11 protein-coding genes are annotated in these 16,311 nt (G+C 61.0%); 4 read left to right on the top strand and 7 right to left on the bottom strand.

The window, feature by feature from the left end; all coding sequences use genetic code 11:
* Positions 1–60: 60 nt before the first annotated feature.
* On the top strand, positions 61–1,971 hold the full coding sequence (locus tag FLQ03_RS00065) for a flavin monoamine oxidase family protein (protein ID WP_170252263.1): 1,911 nt from the start codon (positions 61–63) through the stop codon (positions 1,969–1,971).
* Between the two features lie 52 nt (positions 1,972–2,023).
* On the top strand, positions 2,024–2,890 hold the full coding sequence (gene asd / locus FLQ03_RS00060; protein WP_240802167.1) for an archaetidylserine decarboxylase: 867 nt from the start codon (positions 2,024–2,026) through the stop codon (positions 2,888–2,890).
* 65 nt (positions 2,891–2,955) lie between these two features.
* Here the strand turns inward: asd and FLQ03_RS00055 are convergent, their stop codons facing one another.
* From FLQ03_RS00055 to FLQ03_RS00025, 7 genes are all read right to left on the bottom strand, one after another.
* On the bottom strand, positions 2,956–3,948 hold the full coding sequence (locus FLQ03_RS00055) for a BMP family lipoprotein (protein ID WP_240802166.1): 993 nt from the start codon (positions 3,946–3,948) through the stop codon (positions 2,956–2,958).
* Positions 3,949–4,127: 179 nt separating this feature from the next.
* On the bottom strand, positions 4,128–5,333 hold the full coding sequence (locus tag FLQ03_RS00050; protein WP_144373595.1) for a branched-chain amino acid ABC transporter substrate-binding protein: 1,206 nt from the start codon (positions 5,331–5,333) through the stop codon (positions 4,128–4,130).
* 271 nt (positions 5,334–5,604) lie between these two features.
* Positions 5,605–6,831: a branched-chain amino acid ABC transporter substrate-binding protein gene (locus tag FLQ03_RS00045; protein WP_144373594.1), complete on the bottom strand. Its 1,227-nt coding sequence runs from the start codon at positions 6,829–6,831 to the stop codon at positions 5,605–5,607.
* 262 nt (positions 6,832–7,093) lie between these two features.
* Positions 7,094–8,179, bottom strand: coding sequence for a ferrochelatase (gene hemH / locus FLQ03_RS00040; RefSeq protein WP_144373593.1), 1,086 nt, complete (start codon positions 8,177–8,179; stop codon positions 7,094–7,096).
* Positions 8,180–8,295: 116 nt separating this feature from the next.
* Positions 8,296–10,596 (bottom strand): DNA translocase FtsK, encoded by a 2,301-nt coding sequence (locus tag FLQ03_RS00035; RefSeq protein WP_144373592.1) that lies wholly within the window; start codon positions 10,594–10,596, stop codon positions 8,296–8,298.
* 73 nt (positions 10,597–10,669) lie between these two features.
* Entirely contained in the window at positions 10,670–11,779 is a 1,110-nt protein-coding gene (locus FLQ03_RS00030; RefSeq protein WP_144373591.1) for an anhydro-N-acetylmuramic acid kinase, read from the bottom strand.
* A gap of 48 nt (positions 11,780–11,827) precedes the next feature.
* Complete coding sequence (locus tag FLQ03_RS00025) at positions 11,828–13,162, bottom strand: M23 family metallopeptidase (protein ID WP_144373590.1); 1,335 nt, start codon at positions 13,160–13,162, stop codon at positions 11,828–11,830.
* A 264-nt stretch (positions 13,163–13,426) separates the two neighbouring features.
* Between FLQ03_RS00025 and FLQ03_RS00020 the strand changes: the two genes are divergently transcribed.
* Together FLQ03_RS00020 and recJ are read left to right on the top strand one after the other, a co-directional pair.
* Positions 13,427–14,434: a hypothetical protein gene (locus tag FLQ03_RS00020; protein ID WP_144373589.1), complete on the top strand. Its 1,008-nt coding sequence runs from the start codon at positions 13,427–13,429 to the stop codon at positions 14,432–14,434.
* On the top strand, positions 14,431–16,119 hold the full coding sequence (gene recJ, locus FLQ03_RS00015; RefSeq protein WP_144373588.1) for a single-stranded-DNA-specific exonuclease RecJ: 1,689 nt from the start codon (positions 14,431–14,433) through the stop codon (positions 16,117–16,119). Before FLQ03_RS00020 ends, recJ begins: the two co-directional genes overlap by 4 nt.
* The last annotated feature ends 192 nt before the right edge of the window (positions 16,120–16,311 follow it).

Below are 16,311 nucleotides of genomic sequence, written 5' to 3'. Positions count from 1 at the left end.
AGCGGCGGTGTGCGGGTGGCTTTGCTAAGGTGACTGCAGTCCATGAGCCTTGGAGTCATCATGCCCGACATCAGCCGCCGCGATTTTCTGAATGGCCTGGCCTTTACCGGCGCTGCCGCCACGCTACCTGCCAGCGTGGTGCTGGCCGCATCACCGGGGGTGTATCCGCCAGCGCTCACCGGCTTGCGCGGTAGCCACCCTGGCGCCTACGAGCAGGCGCACCAGTTGGCATGGGGTGGCCAGCGGCCAGCCGGCAAGCCGGTTGCGCCGGCAGAACAGTACGATCTGGTGGTGATTGGCGCCGGCATCAGCGGCTTGGCGTCAGCGTATTTTTACCGCCAGCAATACCCGGCTGCCAAGGTGTTGCTGCTGGACAATCACGACGACTTTGGCGGCCATGCGCGCCGCAACGAGTTCAGCGTTGGCGGCAAAACGCTGATCAGCTACGGCGGGACGCAGTCGTTCGATCACCCTGGGTCTTACAGCAAGGTGGCTAGCAAGCTATTGCGCGAGCTCGGTATCGACCTGCCCGCGCTGGCGCAAGCCTACGACCTGCAACACTTTCAACGTCACGGCATGAGCAGCGGCGTGTTTTACGATGCCGCACATTTTGGTCGCAACGTACTGCTGCGCAGTGCGCAGCCCACCACCGATGCCCCTTCCGCGCAGGCAGCTGCCTGGCTACCTGGGATGCTGGATGCGCCGCGTTTTGCCGATACGCTGGCGCGGGCGCCACTCAATGCCGCGCAGCGCCGGCAACTGCAGGCCGTGCTGGCTGGCGGGGCGCAGCCGGCTTTGGCCGCCTGGCTGCGCGACGGCAAACGGGCGCCGCGCTTCGAGCAGTTGCGCTACACCGATTTGCTGCGCGAGGTGTACGGTATCCGCGATACGGCCTTGCTACTGCTGTTGAGCATGCCGCTGGCAGAAGATGCCGCCTTGGGCGGCAATGCCATCACGTTGCCGCTGGCGCTGGAGGGCGGCTTGCTGGGCTTGCCATCAGCAGCCCGCCTGGCGGACTGGCTGGATGACGACAGCTTGTTGCCAACGGAGGATGAGACAGAAGACGATGCAGAAGGTGACGCGCTTTACGTTCATCATTTTCCGGATGGCAACGCCACGCTGGCTCGCCTGTTGGTACAGCGCCTGATCCCCACAGTGGCCAAGGTGACGAACCCGGTGCAGTCGGTGGCCGCCGCATTCGACTACCGCAAGCTGGACCAGGCTGACAGCCCGGTGCGGCTGCGGCTGCGCAGTCTGGCGGTGGAGGCGGTCAACCAAGGGCAGGGCGTGCGAGTGCGCTACCTGCGCGACGGCAAGTTGTACGAGGCCACTGCACGGCACAGCGTGATGGCGGGTTGGCACATGTTGGCCGCACACATCTTGCCCGAGCTGCCCGCCAGCCAGAAAGCGGCCATGCGCGCCAACTTGAAGTTGCCGCTGGTTTACGTGCAGGTGGCACTGCGCCGCTGGCCTGCCCTTCAGCGTGCCGGCGTCGCCGCCGCGTATTGCCCGGGCAGTTTCTTTCAGTTTGTGCAGCTGGATTTCCCGGTGCGCATGGCGGCGGTGGCGCCGCCAGCAAACACTGATCAGCCAGTGGTGCTGCTGATGATCCGCATGCCCTGCCCACCGTTGGGCGAGGGCGAGGCGCCCGACTTGCTGCGTCAAGGCCGGGCCGAGCTGCTGGGCGCTGACTTTGCCAGCTACGAAAACCAGGTGCGGCAGCAGCTGCAGGCCATGTACGGCGCCCATGGCTTTGACGCCAAGCGCGACATTGCGGCCATCACCGTCAACCGCTGGGCGCATGGTTACACCTGGGAAGATGCCCAGTACCAGGGTGAACCGGCACACACACTGGCGGCGCGGCCGCTGGGTCGCATCGTGATGGCCGGCACCGATAGTACTGGCAGAGCATACACGGACGCCGCCATCGATGCGGCCTGGCAAGCGCTACGGCAGTTGCCCCGCCCCTGATGCCAGGCTGCCGCGGCAGCGGGTGCGCTGGTATAATGCCCGGTTTGCCAATATGGAAGGTGCAACCGTGCGCTATCGTCTTGCTGTGCTGCCGCAATACCTGCTACCCAAACAGGCACTGACCGAACTGGCTGGCCGCATTGCCAACAAGGCCGGCGGTGAAGCCACCACGCGCCTGATCGAGCGTTTCATCCGACGCTACAAGGTAAACATGGCGGAGGCGGCCAACCCGGACCCGGCCAGCTACCCCACCTTCAACAGTTTTTTTACCCGTGAGCTCAAGCCCGGTGCACGCCCGCTGGCGAATGCCGACTATGTGTGCCCGGTGGATGGCGCCATCAGCCAGTTTGGCGCCATCGAGCAAGACCAGATCTTCCAGGCCAAAGGCCATAGCTACAGCACCACCGCGCTGGTGGGTGGTGACCGCCAGTTGGCCGCACAGTTTGAAAACGGCCACTTTGCTACCATTTACCTCAGCCCGCGTGACTATCACCGCATCCACATGCCGGCCGACGGCCGACTGCTGCGCATGATCCACGTACCGGGTGAGTTGTTTTCGGTCAACCCCACCACTGCCCGCGGCGTGCCTGGTCTGTTTGCGCGCAACGAGCGCGTGGTGTGCGAATTTGCTACCGATAACGGCCCGTTCGTTCTGGTGCTGGTAGGCGCCACCATAGTGGGCAGCATGGCAACCGTGTGGCACGGCGTGGTGAACCCGCCGCGCAGTGGCGAGGTGCGCGAATGGCGTTACGACGATCAACACATCGTGCTGAAAAAAGGCGACGAGATGGGGCGCTTCCTGCTGGGCTCTACCGTGGTCTTGCTCTACCCCAAAGACAGCGTGCGCTTCAATAGCGATTGGGCGCCGGCCAAACCGGTACGCCTGGGCGAAGCGATGGCGCAGCAGCTCCCGCGCTGATCGCTTGCCTGAAGCACACAAGGCCGCCCCGCATGGGGCGGCCTTGTTGCTGCTTGCCTACTGCCTTACTTCACCGGGCAGCTGTTGGCCACGCGGTAGTCAGAGACCTTGACCTTGCCTGCAATGATGGCCTGCTTTGCCTGGTTGATCTGCTTTTCCATGGCGGGCGTAATCAGTGCGCGATTGTGCTGGTCCAGCGTCCAGTCCATGCCGCCTTCCTTCAGCCCCATCGACACCACGCCAGGCTGCCATTTGCCTTGCTTGGCATCCATCATTACCTGATACACCACATTGTCGACGCGCTTCACCACCGAGGTCAGCACCCGGCCCGGGAACAGGTGGTTCTGGTTGCTGTCGACCCCGATGGCAAGTTTGTTGCGATCTTTTGCAGCCTGCAGCACGCCCAAACCTGTGCCTGCTGCCGCATGGAAAATCACGTCTGCGCCACGATCAAACTGGCTAAGTGCCAACTCGCCGCCGCGTGCCGGGTCGTTGAAGGCTGCGGAGGTGGTGCCGGTCATATTGCTGTATACCACGGTAGCCGCTTTGGCGGCTTTGGCCCCCTGGGCAAAGCCGCAACCAAAGTTGCGGATTAGCGGCGCATCCATGCCGCCGATAAAGCCAACCTTGCCAGTCTTGGATGCCAGGGCTGCAGCCATCCCGCCCAGGTAGGCACCTTCGTGCTCGCGGAAGGCGATGGACTGAATGTTGCCACCCTTGGCGACGTCATCGACGATCACGAACTTGACCTTGGGAAATTCCGGCGCCACGGCTTGTACCGGCTGGGTAAAGGCAAAGCCTACGGCCACCACCAGATCGACATTGCGGCGTGCCAGATTACGCAGCACTTGCTCGCGCTGGGCGTCGTTATTGACCTGGCCCTCGCGGTAGCTGATGCCGGTAGCTTTCTTGAAACGCTCGGCGCCCTGAAAGGCCGCCTCATTGAAGCTCTTGTCGAATTTGCCAGACGAACCGTAAATGACCGCAGGGGTAAAAGCGTGTGCCGTCGTGGCGAGTGTCAGGGTGAAGGCGAGGGCGGTCAGTTGGCGTGGCATCATGCGGGCTCCGAAAAAAATCTTAATGTTGCTTCCTTGGATGTTACTTCCAAGGAAGATAAATAGCCGGCATTCTACGTAACTTGCCTGATGGCGACAAGGCCGGCCCATCAGTAGGCAGCCAATCCTGGGCATGAAAAAAGCGCCCCGAAAGGCGCTTTTGATGGCTGGTTCAGCTTTGCTTACTGGGCGGCAGAGGCTTGCGCCGGTGCGGCCGCGGTTAGGCCCTTCCAGGCACCAGCCTGCAGCTGGTACAAGCTGACAGCGCCGTTCTTGATGTCGCCGTTCGGTTCAAAAGCGATAGCGCCGGTCACGCCTTGCAACTGGGTTTTGCCGATTTCCGGCAGGAATTTCTTCGGATCGGCCGAGTCTGCACGCTTCATGGCGTCAATCAGCACCCGTGCTGCATCGTAGGTGTACGGTGCGTAGGCCTGGATGTCGGTCTTGAAGCGGGCCTTGAATTTATCGTTGAAGCTGGCAAAACCCGGCATTGCTTCCTTGGGGGCGCCAGCGCTGGACGCGTACGCGCCTTCAGCATCTTTGCCACCCAGTTTGGCAAACTCCGGCGTATTGACGCCATCGGCGCCCATGAACGCGGCCTTGATACCCAGTTTACGCAGCTGTTTCACCATCGGACCCGCCTGCGCATCCATGCCGCCGTAGAAAACCAGGTCCGGATTCTGGCCTTTCAGCGAGGTCAGGATGGCCATGAAGTCGGTAGCGCTATTGGTGGTGTACTCGCGCTTGACCACCTTGCCGCCTGCCACCTCAACCGACTTGGCAAAGTCATCGGCCAGGCCCTGGCCGTAGGTGGTGCGGTCGTCGATGACGGCAATGCGCTGTGCCTTCAGTTGCCCCACGGCAAACTTGGCCAGTGCCTGACCCTGTTGCAGATCGTTGGCAATGATGCGGAAGGTATTGTTGTAGCCCTGCTGGGTAAATTTGGGGCTGGTAACCGAGCCGGCAACCATAGGCACGCCGGCGTCGCTGTAAATGCGGGAGGCCGGGATGGCTGCGCCGGAGGTCAGGTGGCCTACAACGGCAACGACACCGCTATCGATGAAGCGTTGTGCCACTTGGGTGGCGGTTTTCGGATCGGCCTGGTCGTCTTCCGATACGACTTCGAACTTCACTTTCTGGCCGCCCAGTGTTACGCCACTGGCGTTGGCTTCTTCCACTGCCAACTGCACGCCATTGTCGGCATCGCGGCCCCAGTGGGCAAACGGGCCGGTCAGCGGGTTGGCGGAGCCGATCTTGACGGTAAGGTCACCACTGGCGGCGGTGGCGGCAGCAGCACTGCTTTCTGCAGCAGGTTGGTCATGGCCGCCGCAGGCAACCAGCGAGGCAGCAGCGGCTGCAATCAGCGAAGCATTGATGATTTTGTTCATGGTAAAGCTTGTCCCTGCCCCTGCGCGGGGGCATTTTTTTGATAAAAGCAGGTGGTTTTTTGGCGTGATTACCCAGCCCGGGGTGCGGGAGAGCAAAACTGCAGATGTTCTGGGCTGCACCAAGGGTGGCGGTGCATTGGCAGAACAGAGTGAAGTGGCGAAAGGATACAATCGTCACTGCGAGCCAGCCATCTTAGCCAGCGCAGTCTTATTGTGCAAGTGCAATAAAAAACGGCACCCGAGGGTGCCGTTTGGTAGCGATAACTACAGCTTACTGGGCAGCGCTGGCTGCCGGAGCTGCAGCAGCTGCCGGGCCGCCAACAGTGGAGACCACTTCCCACTTACCACCTTTAACCTGGTAAACGGTTACCGCGCCGTCTTTGATGTCACCTTTTTCATCAAAGGCGATCGGGCCGGTTACGCCGGTGTAGTTGGTTTTGCCAACTTCAGCCAGGTAGGTTTTCGGGTCGGTAGAGCCAGCACGTTTCATGGCTTCAACCAGAACGCGAACTGCATCGTACTCGTACGGTGCGTAGATCTGTACTTCGGTGTTGTACTTGGCTTTGAACTTGTCGTTGAAAGCAGCGAAGCCAGGCATCTTGTCACGCGGCATACCGCAGCTGGAGGAGTACTGACCTTCGGAAGCTTCGCCAGCCAGTTTGATGAACTCCGGGGTCTGCCAGCCATCGCCACCCATCAGTTTGGCCTTGATGCCCAGACGCTGCATCTGCTTGGCCAGCGGGCCGGCTTGTGCATCCATGCCGCCGTAGAAGATCACGTCCGGAGCCGAACCTTTGATCGAGGTCAGGATGGCGTTGAAGTCGGTAGCGGTGTTGGTGGTGAATTCGCGCTTAACGATGGTGCCACCTTTGGCTTTGATCGCTTTTTCGAATTCGTCAGCCAGACCTTGGCCGTAAGCGGTACGGTCGTCGATGATGGCGACTTTCTTGGCTTTCAGGCCGTCAACCGCAAACTCACCCAGCGCCTTGCCTTGTTGAACATCGTTGGCGATCACGCGGAAGGTAGTCTTGTAGCCTTGCTTGGTGTAGTCGGGGTTGGTAGCAGACGGGGAGATCTGCGGGATGCCGGCGTCGGAGTAGATCTTGGAAGCCGGGATAGTGGTGCCAGAGTTCAGGTGACCGACAACGCCAACAACACCGGCGTCAACCAGACGCTGGGCAACCTGGGTACCGATTTTCGGGTCGGCCTGGTCATCCTCGGATACCAGCTCGAACTTCACTTTCTTGCCACCGATCTCAACGCCTTCGGCATTCAGGTCTTCAATGGCCAGTTTGGCGCCCAGTTCGTTGTCCTTGCCCAGGTGGGCGATCGGGCCGGTCAGCGGCGATACCTGGCCGATCTTGACAACCACTTCACCGCCAGCGCTATCAGCCGCTGCAGCGGATGCTTCGCCAGCCGGTTTTTCTTCCTTGTTGCCGCAAGCAGTGAGTGCAATGGCAGCAGCCGCGAAAAGGCTCAGACGAGCAAATTTATTCATCTTGTGTTTCCCCTGATCTTAAGTCTGTGACTTTGGTAAACCTGCCTTACATCTTTTGGATGAGCAGATGGCGAGGATTATGCGGAGCCGTTTCTTGCAGTGTCAACGCGGGTCGCCAACAATGTCCTGAATATTGTCTGACACGATTTTGAGCCCTGCCTCGTTATGGTGTGTTGCAGCATGGCTTTATTGAATGGTTTTTTCACAAATGAACAAAGGCGCACCATTCAGGTGCGCCTTTGGAAAAAAATTTAGGGTTTTTCTAGCTTTTTGCGCCACAGTTCAGGGCGCGTTGCTGTCGCATTTCTGCATCATCTACTGTTGTTATCCAGCCACCAAGGTTGGCCGCAACCAGCTCGGACAGGGCTGAAATCCATGCTGGGTGTTCGTTCAGGCAAGGGATGTAGCGGTACTCCTTGCCACCGTGGGTCAGGAAATCCTCTTTTCCTTCCATGGCAATCTCTTCCAGCGTTTCCAGGCAGTCGCTGACAAAACCCGGACACAGGATGTCCACTTTCGCTACACCGGCGTTGGCCAGTCCGGTCAGCACTTCGGTCGTGTAGGGCTTGATCCACTCAGCCTTGCCGAAGCGGCTCTGGAAGCTGACGACGTACTCGTCTTTGCCAAGGCCGAGTGCCTCGGCCAGCAAGCGACCGGTCTTCAGGCATTCGCAGTGGTACGGGTCGCCTTTGTCCAGCGTAAAGCGCGGCACGCCGTGAAAGCTCATCACCAGCTTGTCGCCACGGCCATTGACGCGCCAGAACTCACGCACATTCTGCGCCAGTGCCTGGATGTAGCCGGGATGATCGTGAAAATGGCGGACCGTGCGCACCTCGGGCATGTTCCGCATCCTCATCAGCGTCCGGAAGACATCGTCCAGTGCGGTGGCGCTGGACGAGCCGGCGTACTGCGGATACAGCGGCACCACCAGCAGGCGTTCGACGCCGGCTTCGCGCATTTTTACCAAGGTTTGCTCAACCGACGGCTGGCCATAGCGCATGGCGTACTCCACCACCAGGTTGCGGTGGCCTTGCTCGCCCAGCAGGCCTTTCAACAGCGAAGCCTGTTTACGGGTGTGATCCAGCAATGGGGAGCCGTCTTTGGTCCAGATCGACGCGTACTTGGCCGCGCTTTTGCGCGGGCGCACATTCAGGATGATGCCGTTCAGAATGAACCACCAGACCGCTTTCGGAATCTCGATAACGCGGCTGTCGGACAGAAACTGTTTGAGGTAAGGCCGCAGCGCCTTGGCGGTGGGGGCAGCGGGCGTACCCAGATTGATCAGCAGGACGCCGGTTTTCGGGGTGTAGTCGTGGCGGAACGCGGGTTCTTGCAGTAGGGCAGGCATGATTTGTCCAGTACAAAACAGGTGGCGCAAGCTTAACCGGCTTACGGCAAAAAGCAATGGCTGCCGTGGCAGCCATTGCTTTGGAACAGGAACATATAAGGTTGGCCGCAGCAGCGTCAGTCTTCGCGAGCCGGCGCTAGCACCGTCCGGTTGCCATTGGTTTCCATGGCTGATACCACACCGGCAGCTTCCATTTGCTCGATCAGGCGGGCCGCACGGTTGTAGCCGATGCGTAAGTGGCGCTGTACCGACGAGATGGACGCCTTGCGCGTTTTCAGCACGATGGCGACCGCTTCATCGTACAGCGGGTCGGCCTCGGCATCGCTGCTGCCGCTGGCGGTGAAGTCGCCGCTAGCGCTGTCTTCGCCTTCGGCCGCGCCGGTGAGGATGCCTTCGATATAGTCCGGCTCGCCGGTTGTCTTGAGGAACTCCACCACCTGATGCACTTCGTCATCCGCCACAAAGGCGCCATGTACCCGCAGTGGGTAATTGGTGCCTGGGGGCTGGTACAGCATGTCACCCTGGCCCAGCAGCGTTTCCGCGCCCATCTGGTCCAGAATGGTACGACTGTCGATCTTGCTGGACACCTGAAAGGCGATGCGCGTCGGGATGTTGGCCTTGATCAGGCCGGTAATCACATCCACCGAGGGGCGCTGGGTAGCCAGGATCAAGTGAATGCCGGCAGCGCGGGCTTTTTGCGCCAGCCGCGCGATCAGTTCTTCGATTTTCTTGCCCGCCACCATCATCAGGTCGGCCAGTTCGTCGATGACCACCACAATCAGCGGCAGTGCTTCCAGCGGCTCTGGGGTTTCCGGTGTCAGGCTGAACGGGTTGGGGATCTTCTCGCCGGCTTTTTCGGCCTCGCGGATCTTCTGATTGAAGCCTGCCAGGTTGCGCACGCCCAGCTTGGACATCAGCCGGTAACGGCGTTCCATTTCACCAACACACCAGTTCAGCGCATTGGCCGCCTGCTTCATGTCGGTCACTACCGGCGCCAGCAGGTGCGGAATGCCTTCGTAGACCGATAGTTCCAGCATTTTCGGGTCTACCATGATCAGACGGGCTTCCTGTGGCGTGGCCTTGTACAGCACCGACAGGATCATCGCGTTGATGGCAACCGATTTGCCGGAGCCAGTGGTGCCTGCTACCAGCACGTGCGGCATCTTGGCCAGGTCGGCGGAAACCGGCTGGCCGGCGATGTCTTTGCCCAGCGCCATGGTGAGACGGGACGACATGTTCTGGTAGCCTTCGGAGCCGATGATCTCCGATAGCCGCACGATCTGGCGCTTCGGGTTGGGCAGCTCCAGGCCCATATAGGTCTTGCCGGGAATGGTCTCAACCACGCGAATGGAGACCAGGCTCAAGGCGCGCGCCAGATCCTTCATCAGGTTGACGATTTGCGCGCCCTTGACACCTACCGCGGGTTCGATCTCGTAGCGGGTAATCACCGGGCCGGGGTAGGCGGCAATCACTTTCACATCCACGCCAAAGTCGGCCAGCTTGCGTTCGATCAGGCGCGAAGTGTATTCCACCGTCTCTGCCGAAACGGGCTCGCCTTGTTCTTTTGGGGGTGCCAGTAACGGCAAGCCGGGCAGGGCATCATCACCCGGTGCGGCAAACAGCGATTGTTGCACCGGCTTCACTGCCTTGGGCGATAGCGGCACTTCCAGTACTGGCGCTTCAATGCGTACCGGCGGTTTCTCTTCGATCTTTTTCTTTTCCTGGACCACTTTCTCTTCGCGCTGCTTGGCAACTTCGCGACCGATCTCGCGGTCGCGGCTGGCTTGCCACGCTTGCCAGGCCCCCACGGTAGCGTCTTCGATTTTGCCGCCCAGGTTTTCCATCAGACTCAGCCAGGACAGGCCGGTAAACAGTGAAATGCCAATCGCCGCCAGCACCAGCAGCAACAGGCCGGCGCCGGTGCCGCCAAATGCGTGCGCGCATAAGGTTCCCAGCGATTTGCCCAGCATGCCGCCTGCGCCGGCTGGCAGTAACAGCGCTTTGCTGCCCAGGATCAATGCCTCCAGGCTGGCAGTACAAATCAGCGTCAGCAGAAAGCCCAGCAACGCCACCCAGGTCATCGGGCCGGTCTGGAAATCGGTCTGCTCGATCTTGCGGTAACCCCAGGCAATGGCAAACAGGCAGAAGCCCACCATCAGCCAGGCCGAGTAGCCGAACAGGTACAGCAGGATATCGGACAGCCAGGCGCCAAAGGCGCCGCCGTAGTTGCGTACCTGGGTATCGGCAGAACTGTGCGACCAACTGGGGTCGGACGGGTGAAAGCTGGCCAGCGTGATGACCAGGTAGACGGCCGTGACGGCCATGAGCAGCCACCACGCTTCCCGCAACAAGGCGGCCAGCTTGGGTGGCATGGGTTGGGTATTACGGACAGCAGCTTTACGCTTGAACAGGCGCATTGTTATGTAATGTATGAGGTCAGCCGGGCATTATATCGGCAATTCTGCTGATATTTTATCGACATGACGCAAATTAGCATGGATACAAAGCACCCAGCAGGCGGAAACCGCGGGCACCGGTTACCTCGGGCAGGTTGGCCGCACGCCGCTGACTGAAGCACCAACCCAGCCAGGCAAACGCGGCCGCTTCTACTTGCTGTGGCGGCAGGCCCAGGCTGGCGGTGGTATCGATGCGCGTGGACGGCAATTGCTGCGCCAGTGCCTGCATCAGCGCGGGGTTGCGAGCGCCACCACCACAGACGTAGATTTCGCGGCATTCTGCGGCACAGCTACGGATGGCGTCGGCGATGCTGCAGGCGGTCAGCATCAGCAGCGTGGCTTGTACATCTGCTGCCGCTATGGCGCCATGCTGGCGGCTGTGCGCGTCCAGGTGGGCTTCCAGCCACGGCAGATCGAACAGGTCGCGGCCGGTGCTCTTGGGTAAGCTGGCGGCAAAATAGGGCTCCTCCAGCAGCCGTGCCAGCAGGGCCGGCTGGCAATGGCCGCTGGCCGCCCAGGTACCACCATCATCGTAGTCCAGGCCTTGATGGCGACGAATCCAGGCATCCAGCAGCATGTTGCCGGGGCCGGTATCGAAGCCGATTACCGGCAGGCCCGGGCTGAGCCGGGTCAGGTTGGCAATGCCGCCGATATTGAGGATGACGCGTGGCAGCTCGGCGCTGGCAAACAGCGCCTGGTGGAAAGCCGGCACCAGTGGTGCGCCCTGGCCACCGGCAGCCACGTCGCGGCTACGCACGTCGCCAATGACGTCGATGCCGCACAGCTCGGCCAGCAAGGCGAGGTTGCCGATCTGCAGTGTGTAACCATCCTGTGGCGCATGCCGGATGGTCTGGCCATGGCACACCACGGCGCGCACTGCGGTAGCACTCAGCTGGCAGGCCTGCAAGGCGGCGGCCACGGCATCGGCGTAGCAATGCGCCAGGCGATTGGCCAGCATGGCGCTGCGCGCCAGCTCGTTGTGCCCCACCGCCTGCAGCGACAGTACTTGCGCGCGAATATCGGCATCGTATGGCACGAAGGCCTCGCCGATGATTCGCATCGGGTGGGTGGCAAAATCCACCGCCACCGCATCGACACCGTCCAGGCTGGTGCCGGACATCAAACCGATAAAAATTTCAGACATGAAAAAGCCCTGGCGAATGCTGCCAGGGCGGTTAGCCGGAATCGTGGCTCAGTCCAGCTGGGCCACGCTGACCGGGATATCCCTGAGCAGCTTGAGGTTGGCCGCCAGCTTAACGCTCCCCTCGCGGAAGGCCAAGCGCTGGTTGGCCGACAGGCCCGGCACCGGCAGGGCGGTGGTAGCCGGGTCTACCGGCTGACCATCGACGAGCACTTCCATATGCAGGTGTGGCCCGGTAGAGCGCCCAGTGCTACCGACAAAGCCGATGATGTCACCCGCCTTCACCCGGCTGCCCGCCGCCAAGCCAGGCTGGAAACGGCTCATGTGCGCGGACAGCGTGGACAGCTTGCCGCTGTGCTTCAGCACCACGACATTACCGTAACCGGTCTGTTGCGACACGCTACTCACCGTGGCGTCGGACGGCGCCACGATGGGTGTGCCTTCTGCGGCGGCGTAATCCACCCCTTCGTGCATGCGCAGCGAGCGCAGAATAGGATGAAAGCGCATGCCGAAGCCCGAGCTGATACGGGCATTTACCGGCTGCATGACGAAGCCTTTTTTCAGCGGCTTGCCGGCGGCGTCGTAGTAGGCACCGGCTTCAGCATCGTGGGCAAAGTAAAACGCCTGGTAGGTTTTGCCATCGTGCAGGACTTCAGCGGCCAAGATGTTGCCCGTGGCCAGCGGCGCACCTTTGTAGAGCAGCGTTTCGTATACCAGATTGATCTTGTCGCCCGGGCGCAGCTTGTTCAGCGGTAGCTGGTCGGCAAAAATCTCGCTAAGGCCGGCACGCACCTCCACCGGCACTTGTGCCTGGGCCAGTGCGCCGCTGACGCTGGTACGAATGACGACCGAGCGTACTGTCTGCATGGTGTCGGTTTGCGGCGCATCAGCGCTGGCCTGCCATTCACCGTTACGCTTTTCCAGCATCACCAGCACTTTTTCGCCGTTCTCGTCGTCGTTGAGAAAGCGCAGGCCAAACAGCTCGCCCTGGTCGTTTACTTCTACCGACAGGGTGGCGCCGGTTTTCAGCTTGAGCAGGTCACGTGACAACGGGCTGGAATGAATGAAGCGGGTCGCCTCGCCGTCCCCCACGCCCAGCCGGTTCAGCAAGCGGGCGATGGTGTCGCCGCGTTGCACGGCTTCGTCGCGCCAGTAGCGCACACCGCTGGCCTGGGCGAGCGATAGCGGCGGTAAGCTTAACGCCTCGGTAACCTGCTGGCTCAGCGGTGGCTTTTCCGGCAGTGCCGTTTGCTGGGTAATGGCCACCGCCGTCAGGGCGCCGGTGAACGGCAGGCTGGCCGCCAGACCTAGCCAGGTCATCGGGTTGTTGATCAGGCGCGCCACCCACTTTTGCGGGAAGGCCAGCAGTTTGCGATAATTCTTCATTCCGTTGACTCGTGCAGCATCTATCGCCCTGAATGGCGAATCAGCTTGGGTACCACCACAATGCAGCGTGTTGCTTTGTGGCAGAAAATATCGAAGCAGGCGATGCTAGCAAAAAACATCGGCGCCCGCCAACCTAAAATCCGTGCCAAATCAAACCATTAGTCATGCTTGGCGCGAAAACCTGCACCAACAGACAGTGCGGCAGTGGGGAAGGTTCTGGCGCCAAGAAAACTTTTGTCCGAAATTGACCGGACCGGTACCCGCATGAACCTCACTTTGCATTTACCCGGCCTGTGCTGGTACGACCCGTACGACGGGCCCGACCTTTGCCGCGAGCTGCCCATGCCGTCACTGTCGCTGATGCTGGCGCGCGGCCAACGTCAAGCCACGCCCAGCCGCCCCAGCCAGCACCTGCTGCACACTTTCCGGCTGCCCGCCGCCAGCATTGCTGCCACCCTTGCTGCGCAAGCCGGCCTGGCCACTGCCGGCCGCCACTGGCTGATTGCCGACCCGGTCAATCTGCGCGTGGACCGTGACCGGGCGCTGCTGGGCGACATCGGCATCATGAACCTGTCGCAGGACGAAGCTGATCAACTGGTAGCCAGCCTGAACCAGCTGTTTGCCGATGACGGTTTTGCCTTCCATGCACCAACGCCAGACCGCTGGTTCCTGTCGCTGCCGGCAGCCAGTCAGGCATACTTCACGCCGCTACCGGACGTGATTGGCGAAGACATCAACCATCACCTGCCTACCGGCCCGCAAAGCATGCTCTGGAGCCGCTATCTGAACGAAATGCAGATGCTGCTGTACACCCACGCCACCAACGACGCACGGGAGCTGCGCGGCGACACCCCGGTCAACAGCCTGTGGCTGTGGGGGGAGCAGGGGGCGGATAGCCCGGCACCCCAGCCGCCACAGTTGCCGCTGTACGCTGACAGCCCGCTGTATCAGGCGCTCGCCCGGGCCAGCAATAGCCAAGCCGAAGCCGTGCCGTACCTGTTTCGTGACTGTCCGCCGCAGGATGCGCTGATCGTACTGGACGCACTGGAAGCACCGGCACAGTTTCGCGACGCCTGGGGCTGGCGCGAAACCATGCAGCGCATCGAGCAAGACTGGTTTGCCCCGCTGTTGGCAGCCATGAAAGCAGGGCAGTTGCAAACGCTTACCCTTAGTTGCGATGGCGAGGCTGGCTTTACGCTGCAGCTGCAGCGTCGCCAGCTATGGAAGTTCTGGCAAGCCGGCAAACCCTTATCCGAGCTCTACCCGCAATGACCCAGATACTGACCCGCACCTCACCGCCGGAAACGCTGCAAGCCTTGTGTACCCAGGGTATCCATCCCTTGATGGCCAGACTGTACGCCGCACGCGGCATCGCCAGCGCCGACGAAGTGGACTACGCCCTGAAAGGCTTGCTGCCTTATCAGAGCATGAAAAACATTACGGCCATGGCCAGCCGCCTGGCCGACGCCATTGCGGCACGCCAACGCATGCTGGTGGTGGCCGATTACGATGCCGACGGCGCTACCGCCTGTACCGTCGCGGTGAGGGGGTTGGCCGCGCTTGGTGCCGTCATCGATTTCATCGTGCCCAACCGCTTCGAGTACGGTTACGGCCTGACGCCGGAAATCGTCGAGTTGGCCGCACAAAGCCAGCCCGACATCATCATTACGGTCGATAACGGCATTGCCAGCGTAGATGGCGTCAAGGCGGCCAAGGCGCGCGGTATTGAAGTGCTGATTACCGACCACCACTTGCCAGGCGACGTACTGCCGGACGCCCTGATCGTTAACCCCAACCAGCCGGGTTGTACCTTCCCATCCAAAAACCTGGCCGGTGTTGGTGTGATGTTCTACGTGCTGATGGCGCTGCGGGCAGAAATGCGGCAACGCGGTTGCTTCGCCAGTCAGCCCGAGCCCAACCTGGGCGAACTGCTGGACATCGTGGCGCTGGGCACCGTAGCCGATGTGGTGCGACTGGACCGCAACAATCGCATCTTGGTGGATAACGGCTTGAAAAGAATGCGGGCAGGGCGCATGGCCCCCGGCATTGCCGCCTTGTTCCGGGTGGCCGGCCGGGCTGCACACAAGGCCAACACCTTTGACCTTGGCTTTACGCTAGGCCCCAGATTGAACGCAGCAGGGCGCCTGGACGATATGAGCCTGGGTATTGCCTGCCTGCTGGCGGGCAGCGAATCCGAAGCCTTGTCGCTGGCGCAAGAACTGGACCGCCTTAACCGGGAACGGCGCCAGATCGAGCACGGCATCCAGGACGAAGCGATGGCTTTTCTGTCCAGTTTCGACCCGGCGCAACGCTACACGCTGGCCTTGTACCGCGATGACTGGCACCAGGGCGTGGTCGGCATCGTGGCATCGCGCCTGAAAGAACGTTTTCATCGACCCACCATCGTGTTTGCGCCGGGCGACGAAGGCGAAATCAAGGGGTCAGGGCGCTCGATACCGGGCTTCCACCTGCGCGACGCGCTGGACCTGGTGTACAAGCGCCACCCGGGCATGATCCTCAAATTCGGCGGCCACGCGATGGCAGCAGGGCTCACTATCGCCGAGCCTAGTCTGGCGGCATTCCAGCAGGCATTCGAGCAGGTGGCACAAGGACTGCTGGATCAACACGCGCTAACGCGCACGCTGGAAACCGATGGCAGCCTCAGCGCACGGGAGTTGAATCTGCAAATGGCGGAAACCCTGGCCGCCGAGGTCTGGGGCCAGGGTTTCGCACCGCCAACGTTTCGCGACCGGTTCCAGGTGCTGAGTCAGCGCCTGGTTGGTGACAAGCACCTTAAGCTGCGCCTCGCCAAAGACGGCGTGCAATGTGATGGCATGATCTTTAATCGCGTGGATTGGCTGCCAGAAGAAGTGGATGCGGTGTACCAGTTGGCCGCCAACGAGTGGCAGGGCAAAAAGGAACTGCAGATTTATTTGCAGCACATCGCTAACGGCTGAAGAAAGCGGCTGCCATTATTTAGTGGCAGCCGTTCGAACTCATTACTGGCAACTGCAATAGCAGTTGAAGAGGGGTCAATAGTGCATATTTAACTGCCTAAATTTGACATAATAAACATTATACGACGTAAATACTAAACCCCTTGGGGGGCTTTGGAGCCTTCAACTGGGCTCATTAGCGTCGTCAGAACC

Source organism: Vogesella urethralis (assembly GCF_007644045.2).
Taxonomy (GTDB): Bacteria; Pseudomonadota; Gammaproteobacteria; order Burkholderiales; family Chromobacteriaceae; genus Vogesella; species Vogesella urethralis.
This window is presented reverse-complemented; position numbering and strand designations above follow the sequence as displayed.

Excerpts from the sequence above, each read along its gene's own strand:
- FLQ03_RS00065 (WP_170252263.1), top strand. The coding sequence starts at position 61 with ATGCCCGACATCAGCCGCCGCGATTTTCTGAATGGCCTGGCCTTTACC.
- asd (WP_240802167.1), top strand. The coding sequence starts at position 2,024 with ATGGAAGGTGCAACCGTGCGCTATCGTCTTGCTGTGCTGCCGCAATAC.
- FLQ03_RS00055 (WP_240802166.1), bottom strand. The coding sequence starts at position 3,948 with ATGATGCCACGCCAACTGACCGCCCTCGCCTTCACCCTGACACTCGCC.
- FLQ03_RS00050 (WP_144373595.1), bottom strand. The coding sequence starts at position 5,333 with ATGAACAAAATCATCAATGCTTCGCTGATTGCAGCCGCTGCTGCCTCG.
- FLQ03_RS00045 (WP_144373594.1), bottom strand. The coding sequence starts at position 6,831 with ATGAATAAATTTGCTCGTCTGAGCCTTTTCGCGGCTGCTGCCATTGCA.
- hemH (WP_144373593.1), bottom strand. The coding sequence starts at position 8,179 with ATGCCTGCCCTACTGCAAGAACCCGCGTTCCGCCACGACTACACCCCG.
- FLQ03_RS00035 (WP_144373592.1), bottom strand. The coding sequence starts at position 10,596 with ATGCGCCTGTTCAAGCGTAAAGCTGCTGTCCGTAATACCCAACCCATG.
- FLQ03_RS00030 (WP_144373591.1), bottom strand. The coding sequence starts at position 11,779 with ATGTCTGAAATTTTTATCGGTTTGATGTCCGGCACCAGCCTGGACGGT.
- FLQ03_RS00025 (WP_144373590.1), bottom strand. The coding sequence starts at position 13,162 with ATGAAGAATTATCGCAAACTGCTGGCCTTCCCGCAAAAGTGGGTGGCG.
- FLQ03_RS00020 (WP_144373589.1), top strand. The coding sequence starts at position 13,427 with ATGAACCTCACTTTGCATTTACCCGGCCTGTGCTGGTACGACCCGTAC.
- recJ (WP_144373588.1), top strand. The coding sequence starts at position 14,431 with ATGACCCAGATACTGACCCGCACCTCACCGCCGGAAACGCTGCAAGCC.